The 13,899-nt window shown below is 71.3% G+C and carries 14 protein-coding genes; 2 read left to right on the top strand and 12 right to left on the bottom strand.

Annotated features, from left to right (window positions below; translation table 11 throughout):
• Window positions 1-207: 207 nt before the first annotated feature.
• The 4 genes from ACF07V_RS23645 to ACF07V_RS23630 all read right to left on the bottom strand — a co-directional run bounded on the left by ACF07V_RS23645 (window position 208) and on the right by ACF07V_RS23630 (window position 6,487).
• Complete coding sequence (locus ACF07V_RS23645; protein ID WP_392156878.1) at window positions 208-1,641, bottom strand: sugar porter family MFS transporter; 1,434 nt, start codon at window positions 1,639-1,641, stop codon at window positions 208-210.
• A 181-nt stretch (window positions 1,642-1,822) separates the two neighbouring features.
• Window positions 1,823-5,365, bottom strand: a complete 3,543-nt coding sequence (smc, locus tag ACF07V_RS23640) for a chromosome segregation protein SMC (RefSeq protein WP_392156876.1) — start codon at window positions 5,363-5,365, stop codon at window positions 1,823-1,825.
• Window positions 5,366-5,597: 232 nt separating this feature from the next.
• Entirely contained in the window at window positions 5,598-5,816 is a 219-nt protein-coding gene (locus ACF07V_RS23635) for a hypothetical protein (protein WP_030690660.1), read from the bottom strand.
• A 389-nt stretch (window positions 5,817-6,205) separates the two neighbouring features.
• On the bottom strand, window positions 6,206-6,487 hold the full coding sequence (locus tag ACF07V_RS23630) for an acylphosphatase (RefSeq protein ID WP_392156874.1): 282 nt from the start codon (window positions 6,485-6,487) through the stop codon (window positions 6,206-6,208).
• A 203-nt stretch (window positions 6,488-6,690) separates the two neighbouring features.
• On the opposite strand from ACF07V_RS23630, the gene ACF07V_RS23625 reads away from it, so the two are divergent.
• Window positions 6,691-7,593 (top strand): CAP domain-containing protein, encoded by a 903-nt coding sequence (locus tag ACF07V_RS23625; RefSeq protein WP_392156873.1) that lies wholly within the window; start codon window positions 6,691-6,693, stop codon window positions 7,591-7,593.
• 88 nt (window positions 7,594-7,681) lie between these two features.
• On the opposite strand, the gene ACF07V_RS23620 is transcribed toward ACF07V_RS23625, so the two are convergent.
• Complete coding sequence (locus ACF07V_RS23620; protein WP_392156872.1) at window positions 7,682-8,266, bottom strand: flavodoxin family protein; 585 nt, start codon at window positions 8,264-8,266, stop codon at window positions 7,682-7,684.
• 123 nt (window positions 8,267-8,389) lie between these two features.
• On the opposite strand from ACF07V_RS23620, the gene ACF07V_RS23615 reads away from it, so the two are divergent.
• Window positions 8,390-8,776, top strand: a complete 387-nt coding sequence (locus ACF07V_RS23615) for a winged helix-turn-helix transcriptional regulator (RefSeq protein WP_392156870.1) — start codon at window positions 8,390-8,392, stop codon at window positions 8,774-8,776.
• A gap of 4 nt (window positions 8,777-8,780) precedes the next feature.
• Here the strand turns inward: ACF07V_RS23615 and mutM are convergent, their stop codons facing one another.
• The 7 genes from mutM to rsmD form a co-directional block, all read right to left on the bottom strand.
• A complete protein-coding gene (gene mutM / locus ACF07V_RS23610; RefSeq protein WP_392156868.1) occupies window positions 8,781-9,650 on the bottom strand; it encodes a bifunctional DNA-formamidopyrimidine glycosylase/DNA-(apurinic or apyrimidinic site) lyase in 870 nt (289 codons plus the stop codon).
• A gap of 151 nt (window positions 9,651-9,801) precedes the next feature.
• A complete protein-coding gene (rnc, locus tag ACF07V_RS23605) occupies window positions 9,802-10,596 on the bottom strand; it encodes a ribonuclease III (RefSeq protein ID WP_392156867.1) in 795 nt (264 codons plus the stop codon).
• Window positions 10,597-10,615: 19 nt separating this feature from the next.
• Window positions 10,616-10,789: a 50S ribosomal protein L32 gene (rpmF, locus tag ACF07V_RS23600; protein WP_015036448.1), complete on the bottom strand. Its 174-nt coding sequence runs from the start codon at window positions 10,787-10,789 to the stop codon at window positions 10,616-10,618.
• 2 nt (window positions 10,790-10,791) lie between these two features.
• Window positions 10,792-11,445 carry a YceD family protein gene (locus ACF07V_RS23595; protein WP_392157063.1) on the bottom strand — a complete coding sequence of 218 codons (654 nt, stop codon included), beginning with the start codon at window positions 11,443-11,445 and terminating at the stop codon, window positions 10,792-10,794.
• A gap of 138 nt (window positions 11,446-11,583) precedes the next feature.
• Window positions 11,584-12,618, bottom strand: a complete 1,035-nt coding sequence (locus ACF07V_RS23590) for an ATP synthase F0 subunit B (protein WP_392156866.1) — start codon at window positions 12,616-12,618, stop codon at window positions 11,584-11,586.
• A gap of 110 nt (window positions 12,619-12,728) precedes the next feature.
• On the bottom strand, window positions 12,729-13,208 hold the full coding sequence (gene coaD / locus ACF07V_RS23585; RefSeq protein ID WP_179199946.1) for a pantetheine-phosphate adenylyltransferase: 480 nt from the start codon (window positions 13,206-13,208) through the stop codon (window positions 12,729-12,731).
• 26 nt (window positions 13,209-13,234) lie between these two features.
• Entirely contained in the window at window positions 13,235-13,816 is a 582-nt protein-coding gene (gene rsmD / locus ACF07V_RS23580) for a 16S rRNA (guanine(966)-N(2))-methyltransferase RsmD (RefSeq protein ID WP_392156864.1), read from the bottom strand.
• Between the last annotated feature and the right edge of the window lie 83 nt (window positions 13,817-13,899).

The raw sequence follows: 13,899 nt of genomic DNA, 5'->3' as shown, positions 1-13,899 counted from the left end.
TACCGCGGCTCGGCGCGTGAGACGACGTGCTGCCGCGGCTCGGAGCGTGAGACGAGGTGGTGCCGCGGCTCGGAGCGTGAGACGACGTGCTGCCGCGGCTCGGCGCGTCAGACGAGGTGGTGCCGCGGCTCCCGGCGTGGGACGACGTACTGCCCCGGCTCATCGCGTGAGCCGGGGCAGTCGTCGTGAGGAGAGGGGCAGCGGGGTTTAGCCCATCTCCTCCAACGCCTTGCCCTTCGTCTCCTTGACGTACCTGAGCACGAAGGGGATCGAGAGCACGGCGAAGATCGTGTAGATCACGTAGGTGCCGGAGAGGTTCCAGTCCGCGAGGGACGGGAAGCTGGCGGTGATGGCCCAGTTGGCGATCCACTGGGCGGAGGCGGCGACGCCGAGGGCGGCGGCGCGGATGCGGTTGGGGAACATCTCGCCGAGGAAGACCCAGACCACCACGCCCCAGGAGAGGGCGAAGAAGAGCACGAAGACGTGGGCGGCGACGAGGGCCACAACGCCCTGGGTCTCGGGCAGCTTGCCGTCGACGAGGTCGGCGGAGAAGGCCCAGGCCTCGAAGGCGAGGGCGATGGCCATGCCGACGGAGCCGACGAGGGCGAGCGGCTTGCGGCCGACGCGGTCGACCAGGACCATCGCGATCACGGTGCCGATGATGTTGATGATCGACGTGGTGAACGAGTAGAAGAACGAGCTCGACGGGTCGATGCCGACGGACTGCCAGAGGGTCGCGGAGTAGTAGAACGCGACGTTGATGCCGACGAGCTGCTGGAAGACCGAGAGTCCGATGCCGACCCAGACGATGGGCAGGAGCCTGGACCTGCTGCCGGCGACGAGCAGGTCCTTGAAGGTGGACTTGTGCTCGCTGCGCATGGCCTGGTCGATCTCGGCGACGCGGTGGTCGAGGTCGACGCCGTGGCCCTCGACCTCGGCGAGGACCTCCTTGGCCCGGTCGGTCTTCCCGACGGAGATGAGGAAGCGGGGGGACTCGGGGATCGCGAAGGACAGCATGCCGTAGAGGAGCGCGGGGACGACCATCACGCCGAGCATCCACTGCCAGGCCTCGATGCCGCCGATCTCGCCGCGCTGGTCGCCGTCGGCGAGCTGGAGGATGCCGTAGTTGACCAGCTGGGAGATGGCGATGCCGATGACGATCGCGGCCTGCTGGAAGGAGCCGAGGCGGCCGCGGTAGGCGGCGGGCGCGACCTCGGCGATGTAGGCGGGGCCGATGACGGAGGCCATGCCGATGGCGAAGCCGCCGATGATCCGCCAGAGGGCGAGGTCCCAGAGGGCGAAGGGCAGCGCGGAGCCGACGGCGCTGACGGCGAAGAGCACCGCGGAGATCTGCATGCAGCGGATGCGGCCGATGCGGTCGGCGATGCGTCCTGCGGTGGCGGCGCCGATGGCGCAGCCGATCAGGGCGATGGCGATGACCTGGGCGAGGGTGCCGGAGCCGATGTCGTAGCGGTCGCGGATCGCTTCGACGGCGCCGTTGATGACGGAGCTGTCGTATCCGAAGAGGAAGCCGCCCATCGCGGCGGAGGCCGTGATGAAGATGACGTGGCCGAGGTGGTCCGGGTGAGCGGCTCGGCCTTCGGAAGGCGGCGGCGTGGGCGCCTGCGCGGTGCTGGTCACATGGACTCCTCGGTGGGGGGCAAGCCCTTCCAGTGGCGCACAACTTCACGCCGCCCACCACGTGAAGGTAAAAGCAACGTTGCAGAGACTATGCCTTCAAGTTTCGAAGTCAATAGCCGATGTCGTGTGACTTTATGAGCATGGCGAGGTCGCTTGAGTTCACATGTTGAACACTCAGCTGTCAGCGGAGTCGCTGGCTGATCACCTTCGAGACGCCGTCGCCCTGCATGGACACGCCGTACAGCGCGTCCGCGACCTCCATCGTCCGCTTCTGGTGCGTGATCACGATCAGCTGCGAGGACTCCTGGAGCTCCCGCATGATCCGGATCAGCCGCTGGAGGTTGGTGTCGTCGAGCGCCGCCTCGACCTCGTCCATCACGTAGAACGGGCTGGGCCTGGCCTTGAAGATCGAGACGAGCAGCGCCACGGCGGTCAGCGAGCGCTCCCCGCCGGACAGCAGCGAGAGGCGCTTGACCTTCTTGCCCGGCGGCCGGGCCTCCACCTCGACGCCGGTGGTGAGCATGTTGTCCGGGTCGGTGAGGACCAGCCGGCCCTCGCCGCCCGGGAAGAGCCGCGAGAAGACGCCCTCGAACTCGCGGGCGGTGTCCCGGTACGCCTCGGTGAAGACCTGCTCGACCCGCAGGTCGACCTCCTTCACGACCTGAAGCAGGTCCGTTCGGGTCTTCTTCAGGTCCTCCAGCTGCTCCGAGAGGAAGCGGTGCCGCTCCTCCAGGGCCGCGAACTCCTCCAGGGCCAGCGGATTGACCTTGCCGAGCTGGTGGTACGCCCGTTCGGCGGCCTTCAGCCGCTTCTCCTGCTCCGAACGGACGAACGGCCGCGGCCGCCGGCCGGGATCCTCGTCCTCCGGGAGCGCCTCCCCCTCCACGGCCGGCGACGGGGGCACGGGCTGGTCCGGGCCGTACTCGGCGACCAGGGCGGTCGCCTCCACGCCGAACTCCTCCAGGGCCTTCGCCTCCAACTGCTCGATCCGCAGCCGCTTCTCGGCGCCGAGCACCTCGCCCCGGTGCACCGAGTCGGTCAGCTTGTCGAGCTCGGCCTTGAGGTCCCGGCCCCGGGCCCGGGCGGCCGTCAGGCCCTGCTCCCGGTCGGCCCTGGCCGCCTCGGCCACCGCCCGCTCCCGCTCGGCGCGGACCAGGGAGACCTCGACATGGGCCAGGAGGGCGCGGGCACCGGCGGCGACCGCGCCCGCGACGCGCTCCTCGTGGCGCAGCCGGGCGCGGCGCTGCTCGGCACGCGCGCGTGCCTCCCGTTCGGCGCGGGCGGCCCGGTCGAGCGAGTCGGCTCGTCCGGCGAGCCCCTTGACCCGCTCCTCGTGGGTACGGACCTGGAGCCGCGCCTCCATCTCGGTCTGGCGCGCGTTGGAACCGTCGATCGCGAGCCGGTCGCGCAGGGAGGTGTCGGGCTCGTCCTCGGCCGGCGTCTCCTCGGCCACGAGGAGCCGTTCGGCGAGTTCCTCGGCCTCGGCGGTGGCCTTCTCCAGGGCGTCCTGGGCGCGGGCGGCGGCGGCCGCGGTCCGCTCGGCCTCCCCCGCCGCTCCCCTGGCCTGCCCGGCGAGCCTTCCGAGCCGCTGGGCGACGGCGGACCGCTCGCGCTCACCGGCGCGGCGGCGGGTGTCGAGCTCCTCGACGAGGGCCGCGGCGGTACGGCGCCGCTCGTCGGCCTCGGCCTGTGCGGCGGCGAACTCCTCGCACCGTACGGCCAGTTCGTCGAGCTCGGCGGCGGCTTCGGCGACCGAGGCCTGGACTTCGAGGAGGCTGGGCGCGCCCGCCGAGCCGCCCTGCGCGAAGTGCGCCCCGAGCAGGTCGCCTTCGGCGGTGACGGCGGTCAGTTCGGGCCGGGTCCTGACGAGTTCGGCGGCCTCGTCGAGGTCGCCGACGACCACGACCGCGGCGAGCAACCGGCGGACGGCGGCCAGGAGTTCGGCGGGCCCGCGGACCAGGTCGGCGGCGTACGGGTGTCCGTCGGCCGGCGTCGCGGGCCGCGGCTCGGGGGCTCCGGCCAGGATCAGGGTGGCCCGGCCCGCGTCCTGCTTGCGCAGCAGGCGCAGGGCCTCGGCGGCGGCGGAGGGGCCTTCGGCGGCGAGCGCGTCGGCGGCAGCGCCGAGGGCTGCGGCGACGGGGATCTCGTATCCCGGGGTGACGGTGAGGAGTTCGGCCGCCGGGCCGAGGAGTCCGGTGAGCCCCGCGGAGAGCAGGGCGCCCGTGCCGTCCTTGCGGCGGAGCCCGAGGGCGAGGGTGTCGTGCCGGGCCCGGGTGGCGGCGCGGCGGCGTTCGGCGGTGGCGGCGGCCTCGCGGGCGGCGCTCAGCGCGGCCTCGGCGTCGACGAGTTCGCGGCGGGCGGCCTCGTACCGCTCGCCCTGCTCGGTGTCCTCCGCGTCGAGGCCGTCGACCTCGGCCTTGAGCTGCTCGTACTCCTCCTGGGCGGCGGCCGCGCGCTCCGCGGCCTCGTCACGGGCGGCGGCGAGCCGGTCGATCTCGGCCTGGGCGGAGGCGGCGCGCGAGCGGGCCGCGTTCACCTGGCCGTGGAGCCGGGCGAGGCCCTCGCGGCGGTCGGCGATGGCGCGGGCCAGGTCCTTGAGGCGGCGCTCCTCGGCCGCGAGGGTCCGCTCCAGGTCGGACCGGTGGGCGACGGTGTCCTCCAGGGCGCGCTCGGCGGCCTCCAGGGCGGCTTCGAGCTCGGCCTCCTGTTCGCGGACGCGGGCGGCCTCCCGCTCCAGGTCCTCCGGGTCGCGGCCGCGCCGTTCCTCGGCGGGTGCGGTGGTGGCGCTCTTCACGCGCGCTTCGGCCAGGGAGATCGTGCCCCGGACGCGTTCGGCGAGCTGGGAGAGGGCGTACCAGTTCTGCTGGGCGCGCTCCAGGCGGGGCACGAGGGTGCGGGCCTCCGCTTCGAGCTCGGCCTCCTTGGCGAGGGCGGCGCGCAGCTCGGCCTCCGTGGCCTCCTTGCGGGCGAGCAGGGCCGCCTCGTCGGCGACCTCGGCCGTCAGCGCCTGCTGGAGGCGGACGAGGTCGTCGGCGAGGAGGCGGAGCCGGGCGTCGCGGAGGTCGGCCTGGATGACGACGGCGCGGCGGGCGACGGCGGCCTGCCGGCCCAGCGGCTTGAGCTGACGGCGGAGTTCGTCGGTGAGGTCCTGCACGCGCGCGAGGTTCGCCTGCATCGCGTCGAGCTTCCGCAGCGCCTTCTCCTTGCGCTTGCGGTGCTTGAGGACGCCTGCGGCCTCCTCGATGAAGGCGCGGCGGCCCATCGGGTCGGCGTGCAGCACGGAGTCGAGCTGCCCCTGCCCGACGATCACGTGCATCTCGCGGCCGATGCCGGAGTCGGAGAGCAGGTCCTGGAAGTCGAGCAGCCGGCAGGTGTCGCCGTTGATCTGGTACTCGCTGCTGCCGCCGCGGAACATGATCCGGGTGAGGGTGACCTCGGCGTAGTCGATGGGCAGCGCGCCGTCGGAGTTGTCGATGGTCAGCGAGACCTCGGCGCGGCCGAGCGGGGGGCGCCCGGTCGTGCCGGCGAAGATGACGTCCTCCATCTTGCCGCCGCGCAGCGACTTGGCGCCCTGCTCGCCCATGACCCAGGACAGGGCGTCCACCACGTTGGACTTGCCCGAACCGTTCGGGCCCACCACACACGTGATTCCCGGTTCGAACCGCAGCGTGGTGGCCGAGGCGAACGACTTGAATCCGCGGAGGGTCAGGGCCTTGAGGTGCACCCCGGGGACTCTACCGGGGCACGTGCGTTTCGCCCGCGATCGCGTGGGGCAGATCCTCGGATGAGGAGGGGGTGGACGCGGGGGAAACTGCGGGTGAAAGAGAGAAGGGACGCCGAGGCGCCCCTTGCAGGTCCAGCTGTCGTGCACGTGCGTCGTTCCGCACGATCAGCTGTGTGGGTGTCCGGCTGCGCCGACGAGAATGCTTTCCACCTGGCCCCTGGGGGCTGGGTTGTCAGGTGAGCGCAGGCTCTGCCTGGGGTACGTCGAGGTCGATGCTGTTCAGCAGCGACTCTCCCTGGTGCTGAGCGGCGGCAGCGGCGAGCGTGTCGTTCTCGGACTGGATCCGTACCAGCTCGGATTCGAGGTCCTGGACACGCTGCTGAAGCCGTCGCATCTCGGCGAGGAGTCGCGGGTCGGAGCCGCCGACGTAACCGAGAAGCGCCTTTGCCATGATGGATGGTCCTCCACAATGAGTGACCGACCGAAGCGGTGTGGGTCGTGAGGGATTCGCACCCGCGGTGCTCGGCAGTACTGCTTGTCGTGCCGGTTCCACTGCCAAACAGCTAAGGTGCGCGGGGATTCCAGCGTCTCACCAAAAAGTTTGACGGTCAACACGATCACGCCCCGTTTGAAGGGCTACCGAGGAGTCCACGGCCGCTCAGGGGGCGGCGGGGCGTTCGAACTCGGTGCCTCGGGGGCGTCGCGATCATCCTTACCGGGCAGCCTTGCACGACCGGCGCGACTTGGCAACCATCAGGCGGTTCGCTGGTCACGCCCCTGTTACCGCGCGTCCGCCCGGTGCCGCTCTCGGTCACCGGGCGGGGTTTCGGAGCGTGATCGTCAGCGGATGGCGAAGCTGTCGTAGCCGCCGCGCGGGGTGTCCCAGATCTCAGTGACGCCGTCCACACGTCCGGGTGTGTCGTCGGACTGGAGCCAGTCGAGAAGACGGTGGCAATTCTCACGCGGCCCCTCGGCCACGACCTGCACCCTGCCGTCGTCGAGGTTCAGGGCGAAGCCCACCAGGCCGCCGATCTCCAAGGCGTTTGCCCTGGTGAACCAGCGGAAGCCCACTCCCTGTACCCGGCCGCGCACCCAGGCGGTCATCCGTACGTCGTCGCTCATGGCTGCACGCTAACGGGCGGATTGCCAGATGAGCACATCGCCCCTGCTTCTCATGGCGTACAGTCCCGACCGAACACGCCTCACCCGTTCGGGGGCGCGCCGTTCGACTGTCGAGCCGGAACGGTACCGACAGCAAAGATCAGCAAAGCCCGGCAAAGAATCCGGCGAAGATCCGCGAAGACCAGCAGAGGAAGGCAGAGCAGATGGGACGCCACCGTCGCTCCGGCGCCGCACCCGCCGCAGAAGATTACGCGGCCGGTTCGGGCCGCCCGCACCGGGGTGCCGGCCGCCGTCGGCCGGTGCGCACCGGCCTGCTCGGCGCCTCCGCGGCGGTCGCGGTGGGCGCCGTCGCCGTCGCCGCGGGGCTGCTCCCCGGCGGGGACACGTTCACCGTCGGCAGCGCCGGCACGAGCGAGACCCAGGTCCAGTCCCGGCAGGCCCCGGAGCTGACGACGCAGGGCGGGGCCACCCAGACTCCGACCGGTACGGGCACGGAGGCGAGCGCCGGCAAGGCCCGCACCTCCCCCTCCCCCTCGGCCACCCCGTCCAGGAAGCCGAGCCCGAAGCCGACGCCGACCCCGACGAAGACGAAGACGAAGACGCCCACGGCGAAGCCCTCGCCGGCCAAGGTCACGGCCGCGCCCACGACGAAGGCGCCCGCGCCGAGGCCGGCCCCCACCACGGCGGCACCGACCGAGAAGGCCACGGTCACCTCCACCGCCGACCGGGGCGACGCCGCCGAGGCCGAGGTCCTGCGCCTGGTCAACGCCGAACGCGCCAAGGTGGGCTGCACCCCGGTCCGCGCGGACGCGAAGCTCGCGTCCCTTGCCGGCGCGTTCAGCGCGGACATGGCGGCGCGCGGCTTCTTCGACCACACGGACCCGGACGGCGACACGCCGTGGGCCCGCGCGGAGCAGGCGGGCGTCACGGGCATGGGCGGCGAGAACATCGCACGCGGCCAGGTGGACGCGGCGGCGGTGATGGCGTCCTGGATGAACAGCGACGGCCACCGCGCCAACATCCTGAACTGCGACTTCACCACCCTGGGCGTGGGCGTCGTCTTCGGCGACGGCGGCCCCTGGTGGACCCAGGACTTCGGCTACTGAGCCACCGGACCGGAAAGGGGCCCCGTCACCGCAGTGGTGACGGGGCCCCTTTCACGTGAGGCCTGCGTGTGCGCGGCGGGCGCCGGGGTCAGGCGGCGGCCTTGCCGGCCGCGAAGGTGCGGGCCGTCAGGGCGACGCGGCGGCCGAGGTGTTCGGCGGTGGCGACGTCGGCCTTGTGGACGCCCTCCGGGCCGAGGTCGTTGTGGGTCTGGGCGCCGGCGCCGGAGAAGAAGCCGAGGCGGTTGAGGTCGTTCTCGGAGGCCTCGCTGGTGTTCCAGCCGGGCTTCAGGCCGAGGTTGACCCAGGTCATGCCGTGCTGGCCGGCGAGGGTCTGGAAGAACTGCAGGGTGTGGCCCTTGTCGCCGCTCTTGGAGCCGGAGTTGGTGAAGCCGGCGGCGAGCTTGTCCAGCCAGGCGTCGGTGAACCAGCGCTTCGAGGTGGCCTCGGCGAACTGGTGGAAGGCGCCGGAGGCGGTGCCCATGTAGGTCGGGGAGCCGAAGACGATCGCGTCGGAGGCGTCGAGCAGCCCCCAGTCGGCGTCGGTGATCTCGTCGACCTTGACCAGGTGGACGGTGGCGCCCGCGTCGGCGGCGCCGGCACGGACGGCCTCGGCCAGGACCGCGGTGTGGCCGAAGCCGGAGTGGTAGGCGATGGAGACGACGGGCGTGGTCACAAAAAGCTCCTCGAAGAGGCGTTCGGGGTGATGACCAGAAGTAGAGCACTAACTTTTGGAAAGCGCAAGCAGGGAGATAGCGCACTCGTGGCGGTAAGCGCTGCGCGAGAGTACGGTGAGGGCATGACTGACGACCTCGCCTACGACGTGTTCGCGCGCGCCTGCCCCTCGCGCGGCACGCTGGAGCACGTGACGGGCCGCTGGGGCAGCCTGACCCTGGGCGCGCTGCACGAAGGGACGTTCCGCTTCAACGAACTGCGGCGCCGGGTCGACGGCGTGAGCGAGAAGATGCTGTCGCAGACCCTGCACGCCCTGGAGCGCGACGGCCTCGTCCACCGCGAGGCGCAGCCCACGAACCCGCCGCGGGTCGACTACCGGCTCACCCCGCTCGGCCGCGAGATCGCGGAGCGGCTGGTCGGTCTGATCGAGCTGGTGGAGGGGCGGATGCCCCAGGTGGAGGCGGCGCGCGAGAGTTACGACGCGGAGCGCGCGGCCCCGGTCACCGCCTGACCGCTCAGGCGGTGGTGCGCGGCGGGCGCTGGCAGCGCGGGCAGAAGTAGCTGGACCGGTTCATCCACGCCCGGCGCCGCATCGGCGTACCGCAGCGGTGGCAGGGCTCGTCCTCGCGTCCGTACGCGTCGAGGGAGCGGTCGAAGTAGCCGGACTCGCCGTTGACGTTCACGTACAGACTGTCGAAGCTGGTGCCGCCGGCGTCGAGCGCCGCGTTCATCACGTCCCGGACGTGGCCGAGCAGCTCGGCCGAGCGCGGCCGGGTCAGCGTGGCGGTCGGCCGGTCGTAGTGCAGCTTGGACCGCCAGAGCGCCTCGTCGGCGTAGATGTTCCCGACGCCGCTGATCAGCGACTGGTCGAGCAGCGCCCGCTTGACGGTGGTACGGCGCAGCCGCAGCGCGCCCTGGAAGGCGGCGTCGTCGAACGCCGGGTCCAGCGGGTCGCGGGCGATGTGCGCGATGACGTCCGGGAGCCCGTCGGCACCGTCCGGGGTCTGGTCGTGGAGCGAGAGGCCGCCGAAGGTGCGCTGGTCGACGAAGCGGAGCTCGGTGCCGGCGGAATCGTCGAAGCGGATGCGGATGCGGAGGTGCTTCTCGTCCGGGGAGCCCTCCGGCTGGACGAGGAGCTGGCCGCTCATGCCGAGGTGGCCCAGGACGGACGTCCCGGTCTCCGCGAGCGGCAGCCACAGGTACTTGCCGCGCCGCCTCGCCACCTCGAAGCGCTGCCCCTTCAGCCGGGCCGCGAAGTCCTCGCCGCCCGCCGGATGACGCCGCACGGCCCTCGGGTGCAGCACCTCGACCTCGGTCACGGTGCGTCCGGCGACCCAGCGCTCCAGACCGCGCCGTACGACCTCGACCTCGGGCAGCTCGGGCACGGGGGGACTCCTCCGGACAGGACGCCTGACGCACGGGGCGCGTGACGCACGGGTACCAGCGCTTTCACCCTACCGGCCCAGAAGAGGCGAGAACCCCGCCCGGGAAGTCCGGTACGGGGTTCTCGTGGAGCTGGGGGAAGCGGGCCGGACGTCAGGCCGATGCCCGTCCGGCGGTCGGAGAGGGGTCGGCGACCTCTCCCGTGCCGGCGTCGGCCGCGGCCTTCGCCGCCGCCGCGCGCTCGTCCGCGGCCGCGCGGATCGCGCGCCACGCGGACTCCGCCGCCTGCTGTTCCGCTTCCTTCTTGCTGCGGCCGGTGCCGGTGCCGTACGAGACACCACCGACGCGGGCGGCAGCAGTAAAGGTCTTCTCGTGGTCCGGACCCTCTTCGGAGACGAGGTATTCCGGCACACCCAGACCCTCGGCCGCGGTGAGCTCCTGGAGACTGGTCTTCCAGTCCAGGCCGGCACCGAGGTTCGAGGACTTCTCGATCAGCGGGTCGAAGAGCCGGTGCACCAGCTCGGACGCCGCGTCGAGACCCTGGTCGAGATAGACCGCGCCGATCACCGCTTCAAGGGTGTCGGCGAGGATGGACGCCTTGTCCCGGCCGCCCGTGCCCTCTTCGCCCCGGCCGAGCCGGATGAAGGAGCCGAGTTCGAGGCCGCGGCCGACCTCCGCCAGCGCACGCGAGTTGACCACCGCGGCCCGCAGTTTGGCCAGCTGGCCTTCCGGCAGGTCGGGGTGGGTGCGGTACAGCGTGTCCGTGACCACCAGGCCGAGCACGGAGTCCCCGAGGAACTCCAGACGCTCGTTGGTGGGCAGACCGCCGTTCTCGTACGCGTACGAGCGGTGGGTCAGCGCACGCACCAGAAGGGCGGACTCGAGCTGATACCCGAGCCGCCCTTCCAGAAGCGTGTGGGACGAGGCTGCGCTGATGTTCTCAGACATCGTGCCTCTCACCAGCCACTCAGACCGAGAGGACCTGGCGCTTGTTGTAGGTGCCGCAGCTCGGGCACGCGATGTGCTGCAGCTTCGGCTCCTGGCAACGCTCACACGAAACCAGGGTGGGGACCGCAGCCTTCCACTGCGACCGGCGGTGGCGCGTGTTGCTGCGCGACATCTTCCGCTTCGGAACAGCCACGGCTACTTCTCCTGCTTCTCGGCGGCGCTTCGGACGTCCCCGTCAGAGGCTTTGCCGCTCATGTTGTCCTTCTCATCGGTTCCCAGCGAACCGGCGAGTCCCTGCAGTGCCGCCCAACGGATGTCGACGGCTTCATGGTGGTGGTCCGGGTTCTCGTTCAGGTTGGTTCCACACTCGGAACACAGCCCCGCACAGTCCTCCCGGCACACCGGCTGCATCGGCAGTGCGAGCACCACCGCATCACGCAGCACGGGTTCGAGGTCGAACATGCCGTCCTCGAGGGGGATCATGTCCTCGTCGTCCTCGGCTTCGTCGTCCGCGGCCGCCTTGGAGCGGCCCCGGTCGTCGGAGTCGGGGTACGAGAACATCTCCTGGAAGTCCACGTCGAGCTCCAGCTCGACGGGCTCCAGACACCTTACGCACTCCCCCTCGGCCGATGCACGGGCGGTGCCTGTGACAAGCACCCCTTCCATGACCGACTCAAGACGGAGATCGATTTCCACCGGGGAGCCCTGGGGCACTCCGATGACTCCTTCGACGCCGAGCTCCGCGGGGGCCTCGACCGAACGCGAGAGCCGCTGCAGGGCACCAGGACGCCGCCCCAGCTCGTGTGTGTCGAACACGAGGGGGTTGCGGTGGTCGAGGCGCGTGCTCAGGGCTCTTCCTGCTTTCGGATCGTTCTGCGGCGTAGAGGAGGCTGCCAGACGTGGGCAGCAAGGATCGCGGACATAGCGCGACCGAAGAGCCAGGATACTGGACGCTTCGCTCAGGGCCCAATCCGGGCCCCGTGCCCCTTACTGTCCCTGTTCGTACCGGCGCAGCTGCTCCAGGTCGATCATGCTCGTGTCGAAGAAGCTGGTCTCGTCGAGCGCGGCGGCCTGCTGCGGCTGGGCCTGCGGGGCGTACTGCGGCTGCTGCTGTTCGTAGCCGTACTGGCCCTGGTACGCGTAGGGGTCCTGCTGCTGGTAACCGTAGGCGTCCTGCTGCTGGTACCCGTAGGCGGGGTCCTGCTGCGGCTGCTGCGGGTAGCCGTACGGGTCGGGCTGCTGCGCGGGGATCTGCGGGACCTGCGGCTGCGGCTGCACCTGGGCCGGCTCGGGGTCGGCGAGCTCCGCGAGCCCGGCCAGGTAGTCCGCGTCGCTGGTGTGCACCGCGCCGCCCAGGCCGTCCTGCGCGGCCATGTGCTCGCCGAGGTCGTCCGTGGCGATCCGGCCGTGCAGCTTCTGCCGGCCCCGGCCGACGGCCTCCAGGGTCTTGCTGAGGACCGCCTCGAAGGCGCCCAGCTTGGCGTCCACGTACTCGTCGGCCCGCCGGATCAGGGTCTGCGGGTCGGCGCTGTACTCGGGGGCGTCCGCGTCGGCGTAACCGTCCTGGTCGAGGCCCGGGCCACGGCCGAGGAGCTTCTCGCGCCCGCGGTCGACGGAGCCGATGGTCTTGTTGAGGACGACCTCGAAGTTGGCGAGCTTGGAGTCGACGTAGTCGTCGGCCTCGGCCCGTACCTCCTCGGCCTCGCGGCGGGCCTCGGAGAGGATCCGGTCGGCCTCCTCCTGCGACTCGCGGGCGACCTGCGTGTCGGAGACGATCGAGCCCCGCTCGGCGTGGGCGGCCTCGATGATCCGCTCGGCCTCCTGGCGGGCCTGCTCGACCATCTGCTCGCGGCCGCCGATCAGTTCCCGGGCCTGGGCGAGGGAGCCGGGCAGGGCCTCTCGTACCTCTTCGAGCAGGGAGAGCAGCTCGGCGCGGTTGACCACGCAGGATGCCGACATGGGCATGGAGCGGGCGCCCTGCACGGTCGCGACGATCTCGTCGAGCTTCTTCTGCACGTCCACCTGGTGCTCGCCACTCTCTACAGCTGGATGGAGACGGACGGGACGACTGTAAGGGCAGTCGGCGCCCGTCCGACACCAGGTGACGGAGCGTCAGCGGCGGTGGCCGCGCGTCACTTCCGCGCGAGCCGCTCGGTCAGCCGGGGAAGGACCGTCGGCGGGACGAGGTGCGAGACGTCGCCGCCCCAGGCCGCGACCTCCTTGACCAGCGAGGAGGAGAGGAAGCTGTACGTCGGGTTGGTGGGGACGAACAGGGTCTCCACGCCCGAGAGGCCGATGTTCATCTGGGCCATCTGCAGCTCGTAGTCGAAGTCGCTGACCGCGCGCAGGCCCTTGACGATCGCGGGGATGTCCCGCTGCTTGCAGAAGTCGACGAGCAGTCCGTGGAAGGACTCCACCTCGACGTTGCCGAAGTCGGCGGTGACCTCGCGGATCAGCTCGATCCGCTCGTCGACCGTGAAGAGGCCCTTCTTCGACTGGTTGATCATCACGGCCACGTGTACGACGTCGTACAACTTGGAGGCGCGGGCGATGATGTCGAGGTGTCCGTTGGTGATGGGGTCGAATGACCCCGGACAGACGGCGCGGCGCAACTTGGGTCCCTCGCTCTCCGGTCCGGTCATCGTGCGTCTTCGCACGTAGAGGCGGCGCGACCGTACCAAAACGTTCCCTCGCCATAGCGACGGGACCGCAGGGGTTCGAAGCCCTCGGGCCAGCCGAACTCCCCGCCTCGGGTGCTGCGCTCCACGGTGACGAGGGCATCCTCGCTCAGCCAGTCCCCCGAGCGCAGTGTGAGGAGAATCTCGCGAAGATCGGCGTCCGTGACCGCGTACGGCGGATCGAGGAAGACGAGGTCGTACGGCTCGGCCGGGGCCGGTCCCGTCACGATCTGCTCGGCCTTGCCGGTGCGGAGTTCGGCGCCGGGCAGGCCGATCGACCGGACGTTGTCCCGGATCGTCTTCGCGGCGCGGGGGTCGGCCTCGACGAGGAGGGCGTGGACGGCGCCCCGGGAGAGCGCCTCCAGGCCGACGGCGCCGGAGCCCGCGTACAGGTCGGCGACCCGGGCCCCTGCCAGGCCGTGGAACGACTCCCAGGTGGAGAAGAGGCCTTCCCGTGCCCGGTCGGAGGTGGGGCGGGTGCCGTTGCCGGGGGGCACGGCCAGGCGCCGTCCGCCGGCGGTACCGGCGATCACGCGGGTCATCGGTGTCCTCGTCCTGCGTCGTCCAATGCGTACGTCCCAGGATATGGCCGCGGGCGGGCGCTCAGCCCTTACCGGCCCTTCTC

Origin of the sequence: Streptomyces sp. NPDC015661 (assembly GCF_043077765.1) — a bacterium.
GTDB lineage: Bacteria > Actinomycetota > Actinomycetes > Streptomycetales > Streptomycetaceae > Streptomyces.
This window is presented reverse-complemented; position numbering and strand designations above follow the sequence as displayed.

What these genes read in the sequence shown, in the direction of transcription:
- ACF07V_RS23635 (WP_030690660.1), bottom strand. Translation starts at nt 5,816, where the DNA reads ATGGCAAAGGCGCTTCTCGGTTACGTCGGCGGCTCCGACCCGCGACTC.
- ACF07V_RS23630 (WP_392156874.1), bottom strand. Translation starts at nt 6,487, where the DNA reads ATGAGCGACGACGTACGGATGACCGCCTGGGTGCGCGGCCGGGTACAG.
- ACF07V_RS23625 (WP_392156873.1), top strand. Translation starts at nt 6,691, where the DNA reads ATGGGACGCCACCGTCGCTCCGGCGCCGCACCCGCCGCAGAAGATTAC.
- ACF07V_RS23615 (WP_392156870.1), top strand. Translation starts at nt 8,390, where the DNA reads ATGACTGACGACCTCGCCTACGACGTGTTCGCGCGCGCCTGCCCCTCG.
- rnc (WP_392156867.1), bottom strand. Translation starts at nt 10,596, where the DNA reads ATGTCTGAGAACATCAGCGCAGCCTCGTCCCACACGCTTCTGGAAGGG.
- rsmD (WP_392156864.1), bottom strand. Translation starts at nt 13,816, where the DNA reads ATGACCCGCGTGATCGCCGGTACCGCCGGCGGACGGCGCCTGGCCGTG.